Source organism: Neisseriales bacterium (assembly GCA_016699915.1).
Taxonomy (GTDB): Bacteria; Pseudomonadota; Gammaproteobacteria; order Burkholderiales; family Q3-R57-64; genus Q3-R57-64.
Genome location: CP064990.1, coordinates 1 through 17,677, shown reverse-complemented (window position 1 = coordinate 17,677; position 17,677 = coordinate 1). Strand labels below are relative to the sequence as shown.

16 protein-coding genes, 2 tRNA genes, 1 rRNA gene and 1 pseudogene are annotated in these 17,677 nt (G+C 40.4%); 8 read left to right on the top strand and 12 right to left on the bottom strand.

What is annotated here, in order from left to right:
- Positions 1–5: 5 nt before the first annotated feature.
- Together prfB and IPK86_00095 are read right to left on the bottom strand one after the other, a co-directional pair.
- A complete protein-coding gene (prfB, locus tag IPK86_00100; GenBank protein QQS17001.1) occupies positions 6–1,109 on the bottom strand; it encodes a peptide chain release factor 2 in 1,104 nt (367 codons plus the stop codon).
- Between the two features lie 140 nt (positions 1,110–1,249).
- A tRNA-Leu gene (locus IPK86_00095) sits at positions 1,250–1,336 on the bottom strand.
- Positions 1,337–1,405: 69 nt separating this feature from the next.
- Between IPK86_00095 and rnr the strand changes: the two genes are divergently transcribed.
- The 3 genes from rnr to IPK86_00080 all read left to right on the top strand — a co-directional run bounded on the left by rnr (position 1,406) and on the right by IPK86_00080 (position 5,539).
- Complete coding sequence (rnr, locus tag IPK86_00090; GenBank protein QQS16661.1) at positions 1,406–3,613, top strand: ribonuclease R; 2,208 nt, start codon at positions 1,406–1,408, stop codon at positions 3,611–3,613.
- Positions 3,614–3,841: 228 nt separating this feature from the next.
- Positions 3,842–5,386: ribosomal RNA gene (locus IPK86_00085) — 16S ribosomal RNA — on the top strand.
- Positions 5,387–5,462: 76 nt separating this feature from the next.
- A tRNA-Ile gene (locus tag IPK86_00080) sits at positions 5,463–5,539 on the top strand.
- Positions 5,540–6,219: 680 nt separating this feature from the next.
- On the opposite strand, the gene IPK86_00075 is transcribed toward IPK86_00080, so the two are convergent.
- The gene (locus IPK86_00075; protein QQS16660.1) at positions 6,220–6,456 is read right to left on the bottom strand and encodes a hypothetical protein; all 237 of its coding nucleotides are present in this window, start codon (positions 6,454–6,456) and stop codon (positions 6,220–6,222) included.
- Positions 6,453–6,662 (bottom strand): hypothetical protein, encoded by a 210-nt coding sequence (locus IPK86_00070; protein ID QQS16659.1) that lies wholly within the window; start codon positions 6,660–6,662, stop codon positions 6,453–6,455. The genes IPK86_00075 and IPK86_00070 overlap by 4 nt, the downstream gene beginning before the upstream one ends.
- 470 nt (positions 6,663–7,132) lie before the next feature.
- Between IPK86_00070 and IPK86_00065 the strand changes: the two genes are divergently transcribed.
- The 3 genes from IPK86_00065 (at position 7,133) to IPK86_00055 (ending at position 8,639) form a co-directional block, all read left to right on the top strand.
- The gene (locus IPK86_00065) at positions 7,133–7,306 is read left to right on the top strand and encodes a hypothetical protein (protein QQS16658.1); all 174 of its coding nucleotides are present in this window, start codon (positions 7,133–7,135) and stop codon (positions 7,304–7,306) included.
- Positions 7,307–7,487: 181 nt separating this feature from the next.
- Positions 7,488–7,676, top strand: coding sequence for a hypothetical protein (locus tag IPK86_00060; protein QQS16657.1), 189 nt, complete (start codon positions 7,488–7,490; stop codon positions 7,674–7,676).
- 285 nt (positions 7,677–7,961) lie between these two features.
- Positions 7,962–8,639 (top strand): queuosine precursor transporter, encoded by a 678-nt coding sequence (locus IPK86_00055; GenBank protein QQS16656.1) that lies wholly within the window; start codon positions 7,962–7,964, stop codon positions 8,637–8,639.
- A 31-nt stretch (positions 8,640–8,670) separates the two neighbouring features.
- Here the strand turns inward: IPK86_00055 and IPK86_00050 are convergent, their stop codons facing one another.
- From IPK86_00050 to IPK86_00040, 3 genes are all read right to left on the bottom strand, one after another.
- Entirely contained in the window at positions 8,671–9,372 is a 702-nt protein-coding gene (locus IPK86_00050) for a DNA alkylation repair protein (protein ID QQS16655.1), read from the bottom strand.
- A gap of 62 nt (positions 9,373–9,434) precedes the next feature.
- The gene (gene hisC / locus IPK86_00045; GenBank protein QQS16654.1) at positions 9,435–10,487 is read right to left on the bottom strand and encodes a histidinol-phosphate transaminase; all 1,053 of its coding nucleotides are present in this window, start codon (positions 10,485–10,487) and stop codon (positions 9,435–9,437) included.
- Positions 10,488–10,698: 211 nt separating this feature from the next.
- Complete coding sequence (locus IPK86_00040) at positions 10,699–11,916, bottom strand: NarK/NasA family nitrate transporter (GenBank protein QQS16653.1); 1,218 nt, start codon at positions 11,914–11,916, stop codon at positions 10,699–10,701.
- A 154-nt stretch (positions 11,917–12,070) separates the two neighbouring features.
- Between IPK86_00040 and IPK86_00035 the strand changes: the two are divergent.
- A pseudogene (locus IPK86_00035) lies at positions 12,071–13,359 on the top strand (malate dehydrogenase).
- 164 nt (positions 13,360–13,523) lie between these two features.
- On the opposite strand, the gene IPK86_00030 reads toward IPK86_00035, so the two are convergent.
- The 3 genes from IPK86_00030 to IPK86_00020 are packed head-to-tail and all read right to left on the bottom strand — an operon-like array spanning position 13,524 to position 15,010.
- A complete protein-coding gene (locus IPK86_00030; protein ID QQS16652.1) occupies positions 13,524–13,991 on the bottom strand; it encodes a hypothetical protein in 468 nt (155 codons plus the stop codon).
- Complete coding sequence (locus tag IPK86_00025) at positions 13,988–14,596, bottom strand: hypothetical protein (GenBank protein QQS16651.1); 609 nt, start codon at positions 14,594–14,596, stop codon at positions 13,988–13,990. The genes IPK86_00030 and IPK86_00025 overlap by 4 nt, the downstream gene beginning before the upstream one ends.
- A gap of 21 nt (positions 14,597–14,617) precedes the next feature.
- The gene (locus IPK86_00020; protein ID QQS16650.1) at positions 14,618–15,010 is read right to left on the bottom strand and encodes a hypothetical protein; all 393 of its coding nucleotides are present in this window, start codon (positions 15,008–15,010) and stop codon (positions 14,618–14,620) included.
- 632 nt (positions 15,011–15,642) lie between these two features.
- On the opposite strand from IPK86_00020, the gene IPK86_00015 reads away from it, so the two are divergent.
- On the top strand, positions 15,643–16,329 hold the full coding sequence (locus IPK86_00015; protein QQS16649.1) for a cyclase family protein: 687 nt from the start codon (positions 15,643–15,645) through the stop codon (positions 16,327–16,329).
- A 278-nt stretch (positions 16,330–16,607) separates the two neighbouring features.
- On the opposite strand, the gene IPK86_00010 is transcribed toward IPK86_00015, so the two are convergent.
- Together IPK86_00010 and IPK86_00005 are read right to left on the bottom strand one after the other, a co-directional pair.
- Positions 16,608–16,916 (bottom strand): ABC transporter ATP-binding protein, encoded by a 309-nt coding sequence (locus tag IPK86_00010; GenBank protein ID QQS17000.1) that lies wholly within the window; start codon positions 16,914–16,916, stop codon positions 16,608–16,610.
- Between the two features lie 383 nt (positions 16,917–17,299).
- A complete protein-coding gene (locus tag IPK86_00005; GenBank protein ID QQS16648.1) occupies positions 17,300–17,470 on the bottom strand; it encodes a hypothetical protein in 171 nt (56 codons plus the stop codon).
- Positions 17,471–17,677: the final 207 nt, after the last annotated feature.

The following is a 17,677-nucleotide window of genomic DNA, read 5'->3' as shown; positions in this document are numbered from 1 at the left end:
GTTTATTATACTTTCGCCATGAGACTCGCTTCAATAAAGCCATCCAAGTCGCCATCCATGACTGATTTGATATTGCCTACTTCATACCCTGTCCGCAAATCTTTAATGCGCGACTGATCAAATACATAAGAGCGAATCTGATGTCCCCATCCCACCTCTTTTTTGTTACTTTCCAAAGCTTGTTTTTTTTTATGTTGCTCACGTAGTGCAAGGTCATATAATCTAGCACGCAATAACTGCATGGCTTCTTCGCGATTGCGGTGCTGCGAGCGATCATTTTGACATTGTACAACGATGCCTGTTGGGCGGTGCGTAATCCGTATGGCCGAGTCGGTTTTATTCACATGTTGACCACCAGCTCCGGATGCCCGGAAGGTGTCAATTCTCAAATCGGCCGGATTGATATCAATCTGGATTGATTCATCAATTTCTGGATAAACAAAAGCAGAAGCAAAAGAAGTGTGCCGATGAGCGTTGGCATCAAAAGGGGAGATGCGCACTAAGCGATGTATCCCTGTTTCAGTGCGTAGTAGACCAAAAGCGTAGCGGCCCGCAATTTTAATGGTGGCGCTTGTGATACCTGCCACTTCCCCTTCTGATTCTTCCAATATTTCCACCTGGAAACCCTTACGTTCCGCATAGCGTATATACATACGAAAGAGCATGCTAGCCCAGTCTTGTGCCTCGGTACCACCAGCTCCTGCTTTGATATCAATAAAACAGTTATTGGCATCCATGGGTTGGTTAAATAAAGTGCAAGACTCTAGTTGCTTGAGCTGTTTTTCAATATCTGCAACGTCATGAAATACTGCCATGATGGTTTCATGATCTGCTTCAGCGGTAGCCATAGACAATAGCGCCTTACAATCTGCAAGATGATTTGTGATGGTATCCAATAGCTTGACAGTCACTTCTATTGTTTTTTTCTCTTTCCCAACCGTTTGAGCACGTTTAGGATCGCACCACACTGCCGACTGTTCAATGAGCGCTGTTAGTTCTTTTAGCCTTTCTTTTTTGGTGTCGTATTCAAGATGCTGTTTAATGGCAAGCGTGCGTGACGACAAGTTGATAAGCCAATTTTCTGTTTGATTGAGAATTTCTGTATTGATCATGATTTTTAAGCTATTTTTTAGCAATACTGCAATTTATGCTGTACAAGTACACAAACATTTTGCATGGTATGCTGCTAACCGTACAATACCTGCTAAAGTAGGATAAATGCATCATGTATGCTTACAGCTTAAAAAAGTGGTACCCAGGAGAAGACTCGAACTTCCACACCGTTGCCGGCGCTAGGACCTGAACCTAGTGCGTCTACCAGTTCCGCCACCTGGGCACGACGACACAGCGCGATTTGCTAGGAGCTCTCAACTGCAAGCATTAGATTATAAGGATGGTACCTGAAATGTCAATGTTTAAAAGACCTTCCAAACTTCAAAAACAAAGTCTGCGACAAAAAGATCCACATATCCGACGCGAAACAGCAAAATATGGTTTTCCTTTGCCGAGTCGAGAACATATTTTGGATGTACTTTTGCAGTTGAACATGCCTGTTGCCCCTCGTGAACTTTGCAAACTACTCTCCATTAAGTCTACTGAACAGCAATATTTTGATAGTCGTTTGCGTGCTATGCAACGTGATGGGCAAATCATTCTAAACCGCAAGGGGGCACTTTGTGTTACGAGTAAATTACACCTCATTAAATGTCGCATACAAGGTCATCAAGCAGGTTATGGGTTTGCTGTGCCCGATGACAATACATTGGAAGACGTGTTTTTATCTGAACAAGAGATGCGCCAAGTGTTTCATGGTGATGAAGTTATGGTGCAGGTAATGGGATTTAATCATCGCAAAAAACCATATGGCCGCATTGTTGAAGTACTACATCACGCTGTAAACCAGTTAGTAGGACGGGTTTATTATCAATACGGTCTGACGATGGTTTTGCCTGATAACAATCGTATTTGCCAGCGTATTTTGATTGATTGCACTCAAAGTATCTCCACAAAACCTGGGCAAGTTGTGGTTGTCGATATCGTGCAGCAGCCAAATACTGTTGATCAGCCTATTGGGAAAATTGTAGAAGTACTGGGTGATTATGCAGCACCGGGCATGGAAATAGAAATGGCATTACGTAGTTATGCTTTGCCACATCTTTTTAGCGATGCAGCTTTGAAGCAAGCAGCAACTATAAAAAATTATGTGCGTGAGCAAGACTGTGTTGGTCGTGTTGATCTGCGTAATTTGCTGTTTATGACTATTGATGGAGAAGATGCACGGGATTTTGATGATGCTGTTTATGCTGAAAAAAATGGTCGCGATTGGCGTTTATGGGTTGCTATTGCGGATGTGAGTCACTATGTCAAACCGCATAGTGCTTTGGATGAAGCGGCCTATGAAAGAGGAACATCTGTCTATTTTCCAAGACGTGTAATTCCCATGCTACCAGAATCCTTATCCAATGGTATTTGTTCGTTAAACCCAGAAGCTGATCGATTAAGCCTTGTTTGTGAAATGCAAATTAGCCTAGAAGGTAGCGTTACCAATTATCAATTTTATCCAGCAATAATTTGTTCCAAAGCTCGACTGACTTATAACCAAGTATGGCAATGGATTAGTACGGGTAGCGATTATCCATATAAAATAGTTATTGATACACTTTATGCATTGTTCAAGCGTTTGCACTCCCAACGTCTCCATCGTGGCGCTATTGAATTTGATAGTGTAGAAACCCTTATGCATTTTAATGAACAAGGCAAAATTGAACGTATCGAGCCAGTTGTGAGAAACGATGCGCACCGATTAATTGAGGAGTGCATGCTTGCTGCTAATACTTGTGCGGCGAATATGATTGCACAACATAAAGTGTCTTGTTTATATCGTGTTCATGAAGGACCCACGCCAGAAAAATTAGAAGCATTAAGAAAAATTTTGTCGTTATGTGGACTCGCATTATCAGGTGGCGATAAACCTACTTCAAAAGATTACGCAAAATTGTCTGAAAAGATACGCAATCGACCCGATGCCACCATGTTACAAATTGCTTTATTGCGCTCTATGCAACAAGCTGTTTATCGTCCTGAAAACGTGGGTCACTTTGGTTTATCCTATCCACAGTATATGCACTTTACTTCGCCGATTAGACGATATCCAGATTTATTAACGCACCGGGTGATTAAAGCGATTCTAGCCAAGCGTTTTGAAAAAATGCGACAGTGGGATCAAATGGGTCTACATTGTTCATTAACCGAAAGGCGGGCCGATGAGGCGACTCAAGCTGTTGAATCTTGGTTAAAAACTTATTTTATGCAGGACAAAGTTGGTGAGATTTTTACGGGAAAAATTAGTGGGGTAACCAGCTTTGGATTATTTGTGCTTTTAGATGAGATTTACGTGGAAGGCTTGGTACATATTTCTGCCTTAGGTAAAGACTATTTTCATTATCGACCAGAAACACTTGCTATTGAGGGGGAACGTAGTGGCAAAGTTTATCGACTTGGCGATACGCTCACCATACTTGTAGCCGCAGCTAATCTGGAAAGTAAGCAGGTTGACTTTGCATTGGTTGACCCGAATCAAAAATATGCTGCTACACGAAAAACAAAAACTTAAATACCGACTTTATTTTGATAACTAATTGATTGATCAATATGATTTGGTTTTTTAGAAGTGCCTTAGTGATATTTCCCATTGACACCCCACCTAACTTCCCGTATAGTTCTTCCCCCTTGTTTGATATATGCTCTTTATACAATTTAGACATAAAGAACCGATAGATGTGGGACTTTTTTGATTCAAAGAAGTCGCAAATCATGCAATACAATATGTAAACAGTGATTAAACTTCAAGAGTTTGATCCTGGCTCAGATTGAACGCTGGCGGCATGCTTTACACATGCAAGTCGAACGGCAGCACAGGTGGCAACACCGGGTGGCGAGTGGCGAACGGGTGAGTAATACATCGGAACGTACCGTGTAGCGGGGGATAACGACGCGAAAGCGTAGCTAATACCGCATACGCTCTTTGTTATGAAGAGGAAAGTGGGGACCTTCGGGCCTCACACTATACGAGCGGCCGATGGCTGATTAGCTAGTTGGTGGGGTAAAGGCCTACCAAGGCTTCGATCAGTAGCGGGTCTGAGAGGACGATCCGCCACACTGGGACTGAGACACGGCCCAGACTCCTACGGGAGGCAGCAGTGAGGAATTTTGGACAATGGGGGCAACCCTGATCCAGCCATGCCGCGTGTCTGAAGAAGGCCTTCGGGTTGTAAAGGACTTTTGTTGGGGAACAAGCTTATCTTGTCTAATAAACAAGATAGCATGAGTGTACCCAAAGAATAAGCACCGGCTAACTACGTGCCAGCAGCCGCGGTAATACGTAGGGTGCGAGCGTTAATCGGAATTACTGGGCGTAAAGGGTGCGCAGGCGGTTCATCAAGCTTGATGTGAAATCCCCGAGCTTAACTTGGGACGGGCATTGAGGACTGGTGAACTCGAGTCTGTCAGAGGGGGTGGAATGCCACATGTAGCAGTGAAATGCGTAGAGATGTGGCGGAACACCGATGGCGAAGGCAGCCCCTGGGATAAGACTGACGCTCAGGCACGAAAGCGTGGGTAGCAAACAGGATTAGATACCCTGGTAGTCCATGCCCTAAACGATGTCAACTAGCTGTTGGGGGTTGAAATCCTCAGTAGCGCAGCTAACGCGTGAAGTTGACCGCCTGGGGAGTACGGCCGCAAGGTTAAAACTCAAAGGAATTGACGGGGACCCGCACAAGCGGTGGATGATGTGGATTAATTCGATGCAACGCGAAAAACCTTACCTGGTCTTGACATGCCAAGAATCCTGCAGAGATGCGGGAGTGCCCGAAAGGGAATTTGGACACAGGTGCTGCATGGCTGTCGTCAGCTCGTGTCGTGAGATGTTGGGTTAAGTCCCGCAACGAGCGCAACCCTTACCATTAGTTGCCACCATTTAGTTGAGCACTTTAATGGGACTGCCGGTGACAAGCCGGAGGAAGGCGGGGATGACGTCAAGTCCTCATGGCCCTTATGACCAGGGCTTCACACGTCATACAATGGTCGGTACAGAGGGTCGCAAAGCCGCAAGGCGAAGCCAATCCCAACAAAGCCGATCGTAGTCCGGATTGCACTCTGCAACTCGAGTGCATGAAGTCGGAATCGCTAGTAATCGCAGATCAGCATGCTGCGGTGAATACGTTCCCGGGTCTTGTACACACCGCCCGTCACACCATGGGAGTGGGGGGTACCAGAAGTGGGTAGACTAACCTTCGGGGAGTCGCTTACAACGGTATGCTTCATGACTGGGGTGAAGTCGTAACAAGGTAGCCGTAGGGGAACCTGCGGCTGGATCACCTCCTTTCTAGAGAAAGAAAGCGACTAAAAAAGGAATACAATCAAGTCTCACATCTATCAGTTCTTTATGTCTACCTGTCATGGGGTTTGTAGCTCAGCTGGTTAGAGCACCGTCTTGATAAGGCGGGGGTCGTTGGTTCAAGTCCAACCAGACCCACCAGTCTAATTGACAATCTTACCTACTTTCTGCATGTATTTTTTTATTCTAGAATCCAAGAAATAACACTTGTATTATCGGGGTTCTTAACAGACATATTCCAAAAAGATTACTTGATCTAATAAAGATCTAACAGTTTTGTAGTTGCTACTTAGTAGAGCACATAATGTACCCCCTATTGTGTGTAGTGCTCTCCTCCGAAATAGCATGATGGATGCCCCTTAATACGCACTAAACGTTTTCTTTTATCGTTTCTGATCTTTATTTTTACCCCACTCTCTTAACTATTGATAGCCAGTTTTCGATTGCTGGTAACAGCATAGGAAATGCTTGTTTGATTGATGATGGAGGGCATTGTGTACCACCAAGTAGTTTTTGTCCTCCCAGATATTTGATTTTTAACTTTGAGATATTTTTTGTATTGCGCAAGAGTGAATAGTATGAAAGTTTATTGCATTAGTTTAGGTTTAGTTTTTTGTGTGGCCAGTGGTTGGTTAATAATAAATCGCTATAAACTTGTTGCGCCTCATTGAGAGTGTATATTCATGAAATGCTCCGTATTATCAATCTTATGCTGTAGGTCTATTGGCGTTTTCTTCGGCAGATGCTTTTGCAACTAGTTCCGGTTCAGTATAGCGATTGACCTTTGTTGTAAAGCCAAATAACCTTTTTTGTTATGCTTCCTATTCGAAGATGTTAATTAAAATTAGCCCAATAAAAAGCCCAATAAAAATGATCGGTATAACTCCGAGTGTTGGATACACGTCTAAAAATTTTGCCCAAAATGGTTTTTTGTCTGGGAGTTCTTCGGTTTTTCCAGTAATGTATCCTTCTACATATGGATAATCTTTTATCATGCTGATCACTAAATCAAACCCCTTGGAACCTACTTCTAAATTTCCATTTGCATCTAATATCAACAGTTTTTTTCTATCATTGTCAATCCAAATGTTTGATTAAATTTTGTTTCATTATCGCTATCTACATCTGGAAAAAAATTGAGCAACTCTGATGGTTTGAAGTAGACTGGTGGGTTCGAATTCCTCCCTGCTGAAATAGCAAGAAGAATCCTGCAAGCCATTGCGTTTATTGGGTATTCCATTGCCTTTTTTTGCTGTTCGTTCATTCTATGTTCCTTTAGTTAATTACACTCTTCCCCAAAAGTCATGTAATTCTTATTGTATAGCTACCATATATTTTTTCAATATCCGCAACCAAACTAAACTGTACTTGAGCAAGAGCATAATATACAGGGAATTTTACAATTGTTTTGTTCGATATCTTTTTTTTAAAGCAATCCAGCATATTTAAAGATATTTTTCTTGAATCCAAAAATTTTTGACGATTTACGCTTTAGTTAACAACGAGCAAATAAAAGGCCAAAAATTAATGGAAATTTCAATTAAAAAATAAGGAATTTTAAAGATAATTTGTTAAGTATCAAATCAGACAGGTGCGAGGATGAAAAAATACTGTTTCATAATAATGACTAATGATTTTCAACTTTTTTGCATGTGATATTGTGTTTAGATTTATCTAATATATAAATATATAAAGGGAAATTAAAATTTACTATCAAATCAGGAGGTACAAGCTATGGCAAAGAATCCACCGTCTGGTGATGGGAGCCGTCGGGGTGCAGTTAAAGGAAGAAGTCAAGTGCAAAATCCACAAAACGAACGCTTTACTAAGCGCGATACTCAAACGGGTCGGTTTATGGATGTCAAGCACGATAACAAAAAATTTAAAGGAGTTAGAAAGGAAAAATAATATACAAGGATCTTGTGTGTTCAAGCTTTCTCAAGTGCAGCATAGACTTTTGCAGGTAATGCAAAACTTAAAAAGTAGGTGAGGTATTGCTCCCACACTTCAAGAAATCGCAGCTAAGCTTCAAATCAAGCCCCTAATGTCTGGGATGGTATCAAATCCTTAGAGGAAAAGGGGTATCTACGTGCTATCTTGCAAATCTCGCTCAATTCAAGTCATTGAGAATGAACCCAATGGTGTTTTGACAGCCATTAATTTAATTAGTGTACCGATCATTGGTCGTGCCGCTGTCGGAAACCTATTTGGTTTACTGAAGAACATCTTGGTTATATTATGGTGCCTGCTTTATTCTAATGATTCAGATTACAAATAGTAAGGATGATATTGCTAATGGCACTGTAAATGAAAGCTGTCCATTGTCCAACTATTACTTAGGTCAACTATCGGTGGTAAAAGAATACTGCATCTGCCCAGTAAATCCCCGAAACATTGCAAATTAGAGATATAAAGCGCTCGCACAATAAATAAAGCGTTCTTCCAGCTCCCTATTACGCTAAATAGGTGAGTATTTAGTCAGCAATATCCAAACAATTGATGAGAAAAGATGAAAGGTAGATAAAATACCATTTCACTATTACTTACGAAATGGATATTTTCTATGTTCTCTAATGAAAGAATCTTCACGGGACTTTGCATACTATTTGCGCTGGTGATCGTACTATCAAATTTGGTTTATCAGAAGTTTGTTGCGCTAAATTTTCTGTTGATTCCGAATTTTGAACTATCTGCTGGTGCGGTTTTGTATCCGATTTCATTTTTTATCAGTGATTTAATTACAGAATTCTATGGCAAAGAAAAAGCAAGATTTTGTGTGCGTAGCGCTATAGCAGCCAGTGCCATGGTTGCTCTTTTGGTTTTATTTATAGATACTTTACCTACTACCACATGGTCAAAAATGACCAGTTTAGCTTTTCACAATACTTTTGGTATGTTTGGTTATATGTTCATCATATCAATGATTGCCTGTTATATTTCACAATCATTTGATATTTTCCTTTACTTAGCCATCCGAAAACTCACCAAGGGAAGATACTTGTGGGCAAGAAATAGTGGTAGTACCATGGTATCACTTTTTATTGATACGGGAGTTGTACTAACCCTTTCTGCCTGGGTTGGTATTTTTCCTAAAGAACAATTGTGGCCATTATTTATAAATAGTTATGGCTGGAAATTGTTTTTCACAATATGTGGCATACCCTTCTTTTATGGAGCGGTCAGGTTTATTCGCTGGCTCGGCGCTAAATTAGCATCAACACAACCAACAACAATGGATTAGATGAAGTATTGCAATTTTTTATTGGCACGATTTAACGCATTGCAAGATACTGCTGACGAATCGTTGGTGATAATTTTTCAATGGCATAACGCAGCATTACTCTTGGCATGATTGAAGCATATTTGTTGAGAAATTGAGTAAGCGCGCTTTCATCACGCTTCCCAGCTTCTCTTAGCATCCAACCTACCGCTTTATGAATAAGATCTTCTTGATCTGCCAAAAGCTGAGTTGCAATTTTGAATGTCCATACTATATCGTTCTGCCGAATAAAATACCAAGTTGCTACCATAGCAATCCTTCGCGACCATAAATTATCAGATTGTGCTAGTTGTTCTAATAAACAACGATCTTTATCAAACAAATGCGCACCAATAATCCAATGTGCCGAGGCATCAACCAAATTCCAATTATTGATATGTTGAAGGTGATCCACATAAAACTGATACAGTTTTTCGCGTTGCACAAGGTCTGATTTTTGATACTGCATAATCAGAATAATGAGCGCTAAAAACCTTTCTTCGTTAATAGAAGAGGTCAATAAACCTTGTAGATCGCCTAACTGAAGAGAATCGAATTGTTTTGCAATTTTTCTGATGGTTGGAACGGTCACACCTATGAACTGGTCATGAGCCGCATAACAACCCGAATCAGTCTTAAACAAAGAAGCTGCTTTTTGAGGAGATACGCTAACACCATCAGCCAATGCTGATCGTATCTTGGCAAGTTTTTTCATCAATACTACCAAGTTTGCTAAGAAAAAACGCTTAATATATCAAGCAAGACTACTTGCTACAATCAATCCAGTGCTGCTAATAACCTTTGATTCTCTTCTGGCGCTCCAACCGTAATTCTTAAGCCGCCAGGGATGACTTTATTCCAATTTCTCACAATCACGTTTTGGTCTTTGAGTTTTTGATATAGATCATCCGCCTCTTTTGCAATCACCAATAAAAAGTTGGCGGCACTTGGCCAAACTTTTGTCAGCACATTGGATTGCTGTAAACGTTGATACAGATATTTTCTTTCTTTTTTGAGAATGGCAATGCGTTCTTTAACATCAACCAAATTCTCCGGCGTTAACACATCAAAAGCCGCGTTATAACAGAATGTTGAAATAGGATAAGGCGCCAAAACTTTTCTCACTAGAGCAACAATATCGGCATTGCCAACCAAAACGCCAATTCTCGCCCCAGCCAAGCTATATGCTTTAGAAAATGTTCTTAATACAACAAGATTAGCATATTGTTTTAATAGCGTTAAGGCAGAAGGCATATCAGCAAAATCAATATAAGCTTCGTCAACCACAACAATAGCCCGACCCTTATAATTTTCGCATAAAGCTTGGATCTGATCCAATGATACGGTTGAACCTGTTGGATTATTTGGCGTACAAATAAAAACAATCTTGACGTCTTGAACAGACATCATACCCGATAAATTCAACGAAAAATCTTTCGTATCCAATGGAATATTAATGACTTTTGCTGATTGGATATGAGCATAAACAGTGTAAGAGCCAAAGGTAGGTGGGCTAGCAATAATGGCATCTTTTTCAGGACGACAAAATGTGCGAATTAATAAATCAATGGCTTCATCAGCACCTCTTGAGATTAATAACTGCTCAGGCGCTATGTTGTATAACTTCGCTATTTTTTGTTTTAACTGGATGGACTGCGGTTCGGGATAACGGTTAATTGATACGCTTTGCCCGCGAGGCTTCCAAGGATTTTCGTTGGCATCTAGTTGAACTTCGTTGTGCCCTTGGCTACTGTATTCGCTACGTGCTGAACTATAAGGCACTAAAGTCAGAATTTCGGGACGCACAATTTGTGTTATCCACGATGTCATCGTCAACCCTTTCCAAAATTAAGAAAAAACTATCATTCATGCGCTTGATTGATAGCTAAAATAAAATTTATTCACCAACAAGCTTTCGCCTAAAACTGAATCCATGCATTAACCAGGCACAAAATTCAAAGTTGTTGTAGCAAGTAAGAAGGTTAGACTGGATAATTTCTCAGTTATCGCTAGATCTTCTAGACATTCAACATATAAAAATCTATTTTGTTTTAGTAGCACGTAATAAGATAAGCGCTAAAAAAATCATCAAAAATAAAAACATAAAAGTAGTTGATCTAATGCCTGTTAAATCAAACAAAAAACCAAAAATAAACAACCAAAGTGAGCCACTGATACCAGCTACTGTACCAACAATGCCCGATACGGCGCCAATTTTAGCTATATAGTTGTCACTAATAAATTTGTAGACACTAGCTTTACTAAGGGAGAGACAGATGCCCAAAATGAACATCAGTACAGCAAAAATGTAGGGGACTAATTCGACGTAAAAACCCTGAAGAAAAAATGTAATACTCGCACTGGGAAAAGACAAGAAAAATGTACAAAGACAGCCAATGCGCATTGTCCACAACGTAACAACTTGGCCATCATACTTATCTGAAAGCCACCCACCCAGTATTCTAAACATACTGGCCGGGAAGGTAAAGCAGGCTGTCAAGAAAGCAGCTTGTTCAAGACTCAAACTAAATTCGTCCTTATAATACTGAACCATCCATAAACTTAGTGCTACAAATGCTCCGAAAGAAATAGAATAGTAATGACAATAACACAGCACAATTTTGTCTTTTAAGGTTCCAATTTGTTCTCTAAGTGTTACTTTACTCGTAGTAATATGATCGGTATTTTGATAACTAAATAGCCAAAATAGTAGAGCCGCGACGAGCACAAGGCAAGCATAAACTTGCGGAACAATGACCCAACTAGATAGCGCAATCAATAAAGGAGCAAGCATTTTATTAAGAGTTGTCCCAATACTGCCTGCTCCGTAGATACTCATGGCCAATCCCTGACGATGCTTTGGAAACCAGTGAGCAACATAGGGGATACCTATGCCATAGGTACCGCCAACGATGCCCGTAAACATTCCTAATGCTAAAAAATGCCAATACAACTTAGCATAACTAACTAGCCAAATCGGTATAACTGAAAACAGCAACACCACAAACATGACGATACGACCACCAAAACGATCTACTAAAAAACCTAAAGGTGCTCTCATCAAAGAACCAGTAAAAACTGGAACAGCCATCAGCAAACCAAATTCTGTTGCGTTCAGATTCAATCTACTCTTGATAAAGACGCCAATGACCGCAAACATCATCCATACCATGTAACCAATGATAAAGGTTAGCGTGCTAACAGCCAATATGGAATAAGCCTTACGCTTATCAAAAATGAAACTTGGAACTGTAGTCATTGTTAGCTCAATTCAAAAATGGATTATCGTTTGTTAGAAAGTATTTAGCCAACTGAGCGCCTCAACTTGTATCAGATTACCAGCAACATTATACAAAATTGTTTTAAAATGCTCATCCAATGCATACTATAATTAAAATGGACGGTACTTTTTTATGATCAAGCTCGAAAAGCAACTAAAGCAAGAAGCTTTGCGTTTTCACGAAAAGCGTAAAGCTGGAAAAATTGCCATTATACCGACTAAACCACTTGCTAACCAACATGATTTATCACTTGCCTATACACCAGGTGTTGCTATGCCTTGTCTAGCGATTCACGAAGACCCTTTATCAGCCTATCGCTACACCACAAAAGGCAATATGGTTGCCGTCATTTCTAATGGTACAGCTGTACTAGGGCTCGGTAAAATTGGTGCACTAGCTTCCAAGCCAGTGATGGAAGGTAAAGCAGCTTTACTAAAGCGTTTTGCTGATATTGATGCGATTGATATTGAAGTGGATACAACTGATCCGGATACTTTCATCAATGCTGTGCGTTACATTGGCCCAAGTTGGGGTGCCATTAATTTAGAAGATATCGCCTCACCAGCATGCTTTGTCATTGAAGAAGCGCTCAAAAAATGATGGATATTCCTGTGTTTCATGACGATCAACATGGCACAGCTATTGTCGTTTTAGCGGGACTTATTAATGCTATGCATCTTACTAAAAAGAACATGAAAATGATCCGCGTTGTATTAAGCGGTACGGGCGCTGCTGGTACGGCTTGTATGAATCTGATCAAGCATTATGGCGTGCCACATGAACATGTCATTGCTTTGGATAGAACAGGCGTAATTTATGAAGGTCGGCAGGAAAACATGAACCCTTGGAAAACCAAGCATGCGATTAAAACCAATGCCCGCACGTTGACTGATGCAATGAAAGGAGCTGATGTATTTATTGGTCTATCAACTGCAAACACATTGTCGCCTGAGCTTATCCAATTCATGTCACCCAACCCGATTATTTTTGCTTTGGCGAATCCCAATCCAGAAATTTTCCCAGAAGCTGCTAAAGCAATAAGACCTGATGTATTGATTGCTACTGGTCGATCAGATCATCCCAATCAAATTAATAATTTGATTGGATTTCCCTACATTTTCAGAGGTGCCTTAGATGTTCGTGCCACAACGATTAATGAGGCTATGAAACTTGCCGCAGCACAAGCTATTGCTTTGCTGGCACGTGAACCAGTACCAGAATCTGTCTTTGCTGCTCATAAAGGCAAAAAAATGGAATATGGGTCTGAATATATCATGCCCAGTATATTCGATCCAAGACTCATTTATGTTGTCTCATCTGCTGTAGCGAAAGCTGCTATGGTCAGTGGAGTCGCACAAAAACCGATTAAAAATTTTAAAGCTTACCAAAGAATACTCCAAGAGCGCTTAAGCTCTACGTAAATCTGAAAATAACGTCGTAGGATTTATAAAGATTAAGTTAAATCAGTTTATTTACTCTTCTTGTCATTTAACAGCTTTTTTAGTCTTATATCCTCGCCCTACCTGAAGAATCAATAGTAAAAATCCCACGCTATCCAAAAGCTAGCGTGGGATTCAAATCAACCTTACTCAATTGAAATACCCGTATATTGTTGTGGTGTTAATAGAGGTATCACATAGCCCTTGACGGATTTATGGGTAACATGCGCGTCCATTCTGGTGAAAAGGGGTGATAGAGGCACTTCTTCTTTGAGAAGTTGCTGTGCTTGTTTATAAATATTAACCTGCTCAGTATGATCAAGTGAATAGCGTCCCTTATCATATAAACGATCAAAAGGCTTGTGGCACCATTTAGATAAATTCTGGCCAATGGCAATTGCTTGACAAGTATGCGCAATGAGAAAGTTACCGGGGTCACCGTTGTTACCTATACCACCCATAAACATGGCGTCGTGCTCGCCTGCCCGGGCGTGTTGCCAAAATTCACCTCCTGTGTAGGAAACAAGTTGAACTTTCACGCCAATCTTGGCCCAATTACTTTGAATAATTTGTGCAATTAAATCATTCGTAGGTACCAGTTTCAGTGCAATCAAAATTTAAGATTAAAACCGTTTGGATAACCTGCTTGCTTGAGCAATTGTTTGGCTTTAGTGGGATTAAAAGGCCGGTTTTGAATGGAAGGATCATGCCCCCATTGAAGGGTAGGTACCTGCGTAGCAAGTGGCACGGCAGCACCGTTAAAGACCTTCAAAATGGCTTTTTTATCAAGAGCCATATCTAGTGCTTGGCGAACTCGTTTGTCCCTTAAAAAGGACTTTTGTGTATTATACACAATAAACCAAGCATCTATGGAAAGGGCTTGATGCACAACAAAATTCGGGTCTTTTTTGAATTTTGGAATATCTAAGGGTAGTAATTTTCCAAGCACATGCAATTCACCTGCTTGTAGTTTTTTGACATGGATCGCTAACTCAGGAACAATGGACATAACCAGCCCATCAAGCTTTAACTGGTTTTCAGGACGTTGATCCCAATAATTTTTGTTAGCAACACAACGAATCTGCTGATTCTTACGATATTCTTTGAGGATAAAAGGGCCAGTGCCAATCGGTTTTACGCCAATGTCTGACGCTTTACCTTGTCGAAGAAGCTGCTGGGCATATTCCCAAGATAAAATGGAGGAAGAAGGTGCAGCCAAATCCCTAGCATTCTTTCCGGTTTACGTAAGACAAATTGCACAGTGTAAGGATCCACCTTCACTACTTTGATCAAATTTTTCAGTATCTTCAAAGTTAGGAAATTCTGCAGGATAGGCGACTCTAAAGGGGTGTTTTTGATCAAGTATACGATTAAAGGTAAACACCACATCATCAGCATTAAAATCTCTTGTGGGTTTAAAGTAATTGGTGGTATGGAACTTAACACCTTTTCTTAAATAGAAGGTATAAGTTAAACCATCTTTGGAAACTTTCCAATTTTCGGCAAGGCTTGGGACAATGGTAGTGGTTCCGCGTTTAAAAGAAACCAATCGGTCGTAAATTGGGTTGGAAGGAACTAGGTCATCATGTGTTGTATACTGCGCTGGGTCAAAACCAGCTGGACCAGCTAACAAACCAATAACCAATGTTTTGTTGGATACATTGGCTTTTTCTTTTTCATTCGGTTTCGAAGAACAGCCAGCAAGATTGAGGATCAGTAAAGAGGCAGTAAAATGATCCCAAAAATGATTTAGATGATTTCATCGTGATGCTCGCTATATTAGTGAAGTGACCCGATTAACAAAATTTTCCAATTGTAACGCATATTACGTATTACCTATTTAAGGCGCTCATTTTTATTTTTGAGGGGGGAGGGTAATTGTGCAAAATGATTAACTGGAGAAGGTTGGTATTCCTTCAAATAATCACCCCAAACTGGGTGGGGAATGTCAACTTCGCCGACCAGGATTCTAGCAGATTTCGATAATAATGCTACCCATTATCACCATCCGTGGTGATGAGAAATGCCGCTATTATTGATTTTTGCTGTTTTTGATGATAAGGATTCTTACTCAAACTAAGCTTGCTATGTTCTTAAAATAACGAAATATGACACTTTTTAGTACTTGCTATAGCATTTATGTCTATTAGTAACCTAAAGGGTTTTTTTAATCGACCATAAAGTAGCTGATCAGCTGATCCAAAGTTTGGTGATGCAACTACTATTTGGCCCGCAAGATTAGATCAAAAGCATCAGGAGTAAATTATGACTTTCCCCTATAAACTTATTGACTTAACCCACGCGCTCGATAGCACTATCCCTACCTGGAATGGTGGATGCGGGTTTAATCATGATGTGCATATAGATTATTCTGATTGCACGAGCGAAGATAAATTCCGTGTGATGAAAGTAAAAATGCATGCTGGAATCGGCACGCACATGGACGCGCCAAGCCACTGTATTCTTGGAGGAAAATTCATTTATGATTTTGATGTGAATGACTTGATAATGCCGTGCGTGGTCATCAATGTATCAGATAAATGCCACGAACGCTATTCCTTAAGCGCCCAAGATGTATTGGATTTTGAAAGTAAGTATGGGCTTATTCCAAAAGGCTCATGTGCGATGGTTAAAACTGGTTGGAGCAAATTTTGGCATACACCTTCGAAATACCATAACAACCATGTATTTCCATCCGTATCTTCTGGAGCCGCGTCACTTTTATTTGAACGAGGCGTGAATGCTCTTGGCATTGATACACTTTCACCCGATCGCCCTGAGGATGGCTTTAAAGTGCATAAAACCTTTTTAGGCTCGGATAAGATAATCATAGAAAATGTAGCAAATTTGGATAGTATGCTACCTACAAACAGTTTTACTATGGTTCTTCCCATCAAAATTAAAGACGGGACAGAAGCTCCAGTAAGATTAGTTGGGTTCATTAAAAAATAGGTAGATCTTGAAAAAAGTTATTTTATTATGATGTTCAATTATCTTCTCCGTAAACACAGCCTTTTCTTACAATGCTTGCATGGGGGGAAATTCTTTATATTGATGATTTGATCACAAAAGAAAAAACCGTGGTAAAGGATATGGTTAAATTTTATTAGATCATGTCATACAAATTGCAAGGGAACTTTTGTGCCAAGAGGTTCATTTGGACACACAGGATATGCAAGACATGCTGCGCATAAAGTTTACCTAAAACGAGGGTTCGAATTTAATTGCCATCATCTGGTGCTAAAACTTGCATAGCCATCACTAATTTTAAAAAAAAGAATCCCACCTATCTCTTTCAGGAAATCAGCATCATGGGAGATATAATCAATCGCTCCGGGATAAGCTTTGAGGATTTGCGCTACATGTTCTTTTGTTTCTAAATCAAGGTTATTCGTGATCTCATCCAAGATCAGAAGTTTAGGTGTTTTAGCTGCAATTTGTGCGAGAGTGACAGACGTGCTGCCACCTGATAGCCGAGCAACCAGGCTGTTGACCTCTTCATTTTTGCGGAATAGAAAATCGTTTAAATGACGACGCACTGCAATATGGGGCCAGGTTGGCACCAATTCATCAATGGTCTCTAATACCGTCTTTTTGAGCAGACAAGGTACTGTAATGCTGATCCAAATATCCAATAGCACTGACCTTTGGTGTATGCCAATTGCCCGCTTTAATAACACCGGACATCATCTAAAATTGCCTTAATCAGTGTTGATTTGCCGCTGGCATTATCGCCTGAATACTTGACGCGATCTCTTGAGCCTATTGATAGATTTGGATTTTTGGAAGCAGGGGCTCTTGTTCCGCATATCCTACATACCCATCACTAATCGATATAATCGTCCGATCACCAACGCTTGCACTGGTTAATGAATTTTAGGGCATAATAATTTCGGGCAGGTGAGATTTGAAAGTTGTTCAGTTAAATCTTGTTTTTATGATCGATGGTGGATTTTTTGTGACCTGAAGTTTCCTCAGCTCTTCCGGCTTTGCATGACTTACGATAGTTGGCCATTTCTTTGATGAATGCTTTTTCACCATTGTCCTTGCTTTTAGCAGCACGTTTTTGCTCTTTCATTAAATCGTGATGCATGTCTTTCTTAATGTCGTTTGAGAGGCGTGCTAATTTCTTGCTCTAAGAAGCTCTGTACCTCCTCAATTCACAAAATGTAATCTCATAAGCGCCATTGAATATACGGATTTGGCCATTATTGATATGCCTAGCAAGGTATCAATGCAATTTCTGAGCAGTTCGGTATCATAGGGAAACAACAATGAGAGTGCCAGGTATGATTGCAAC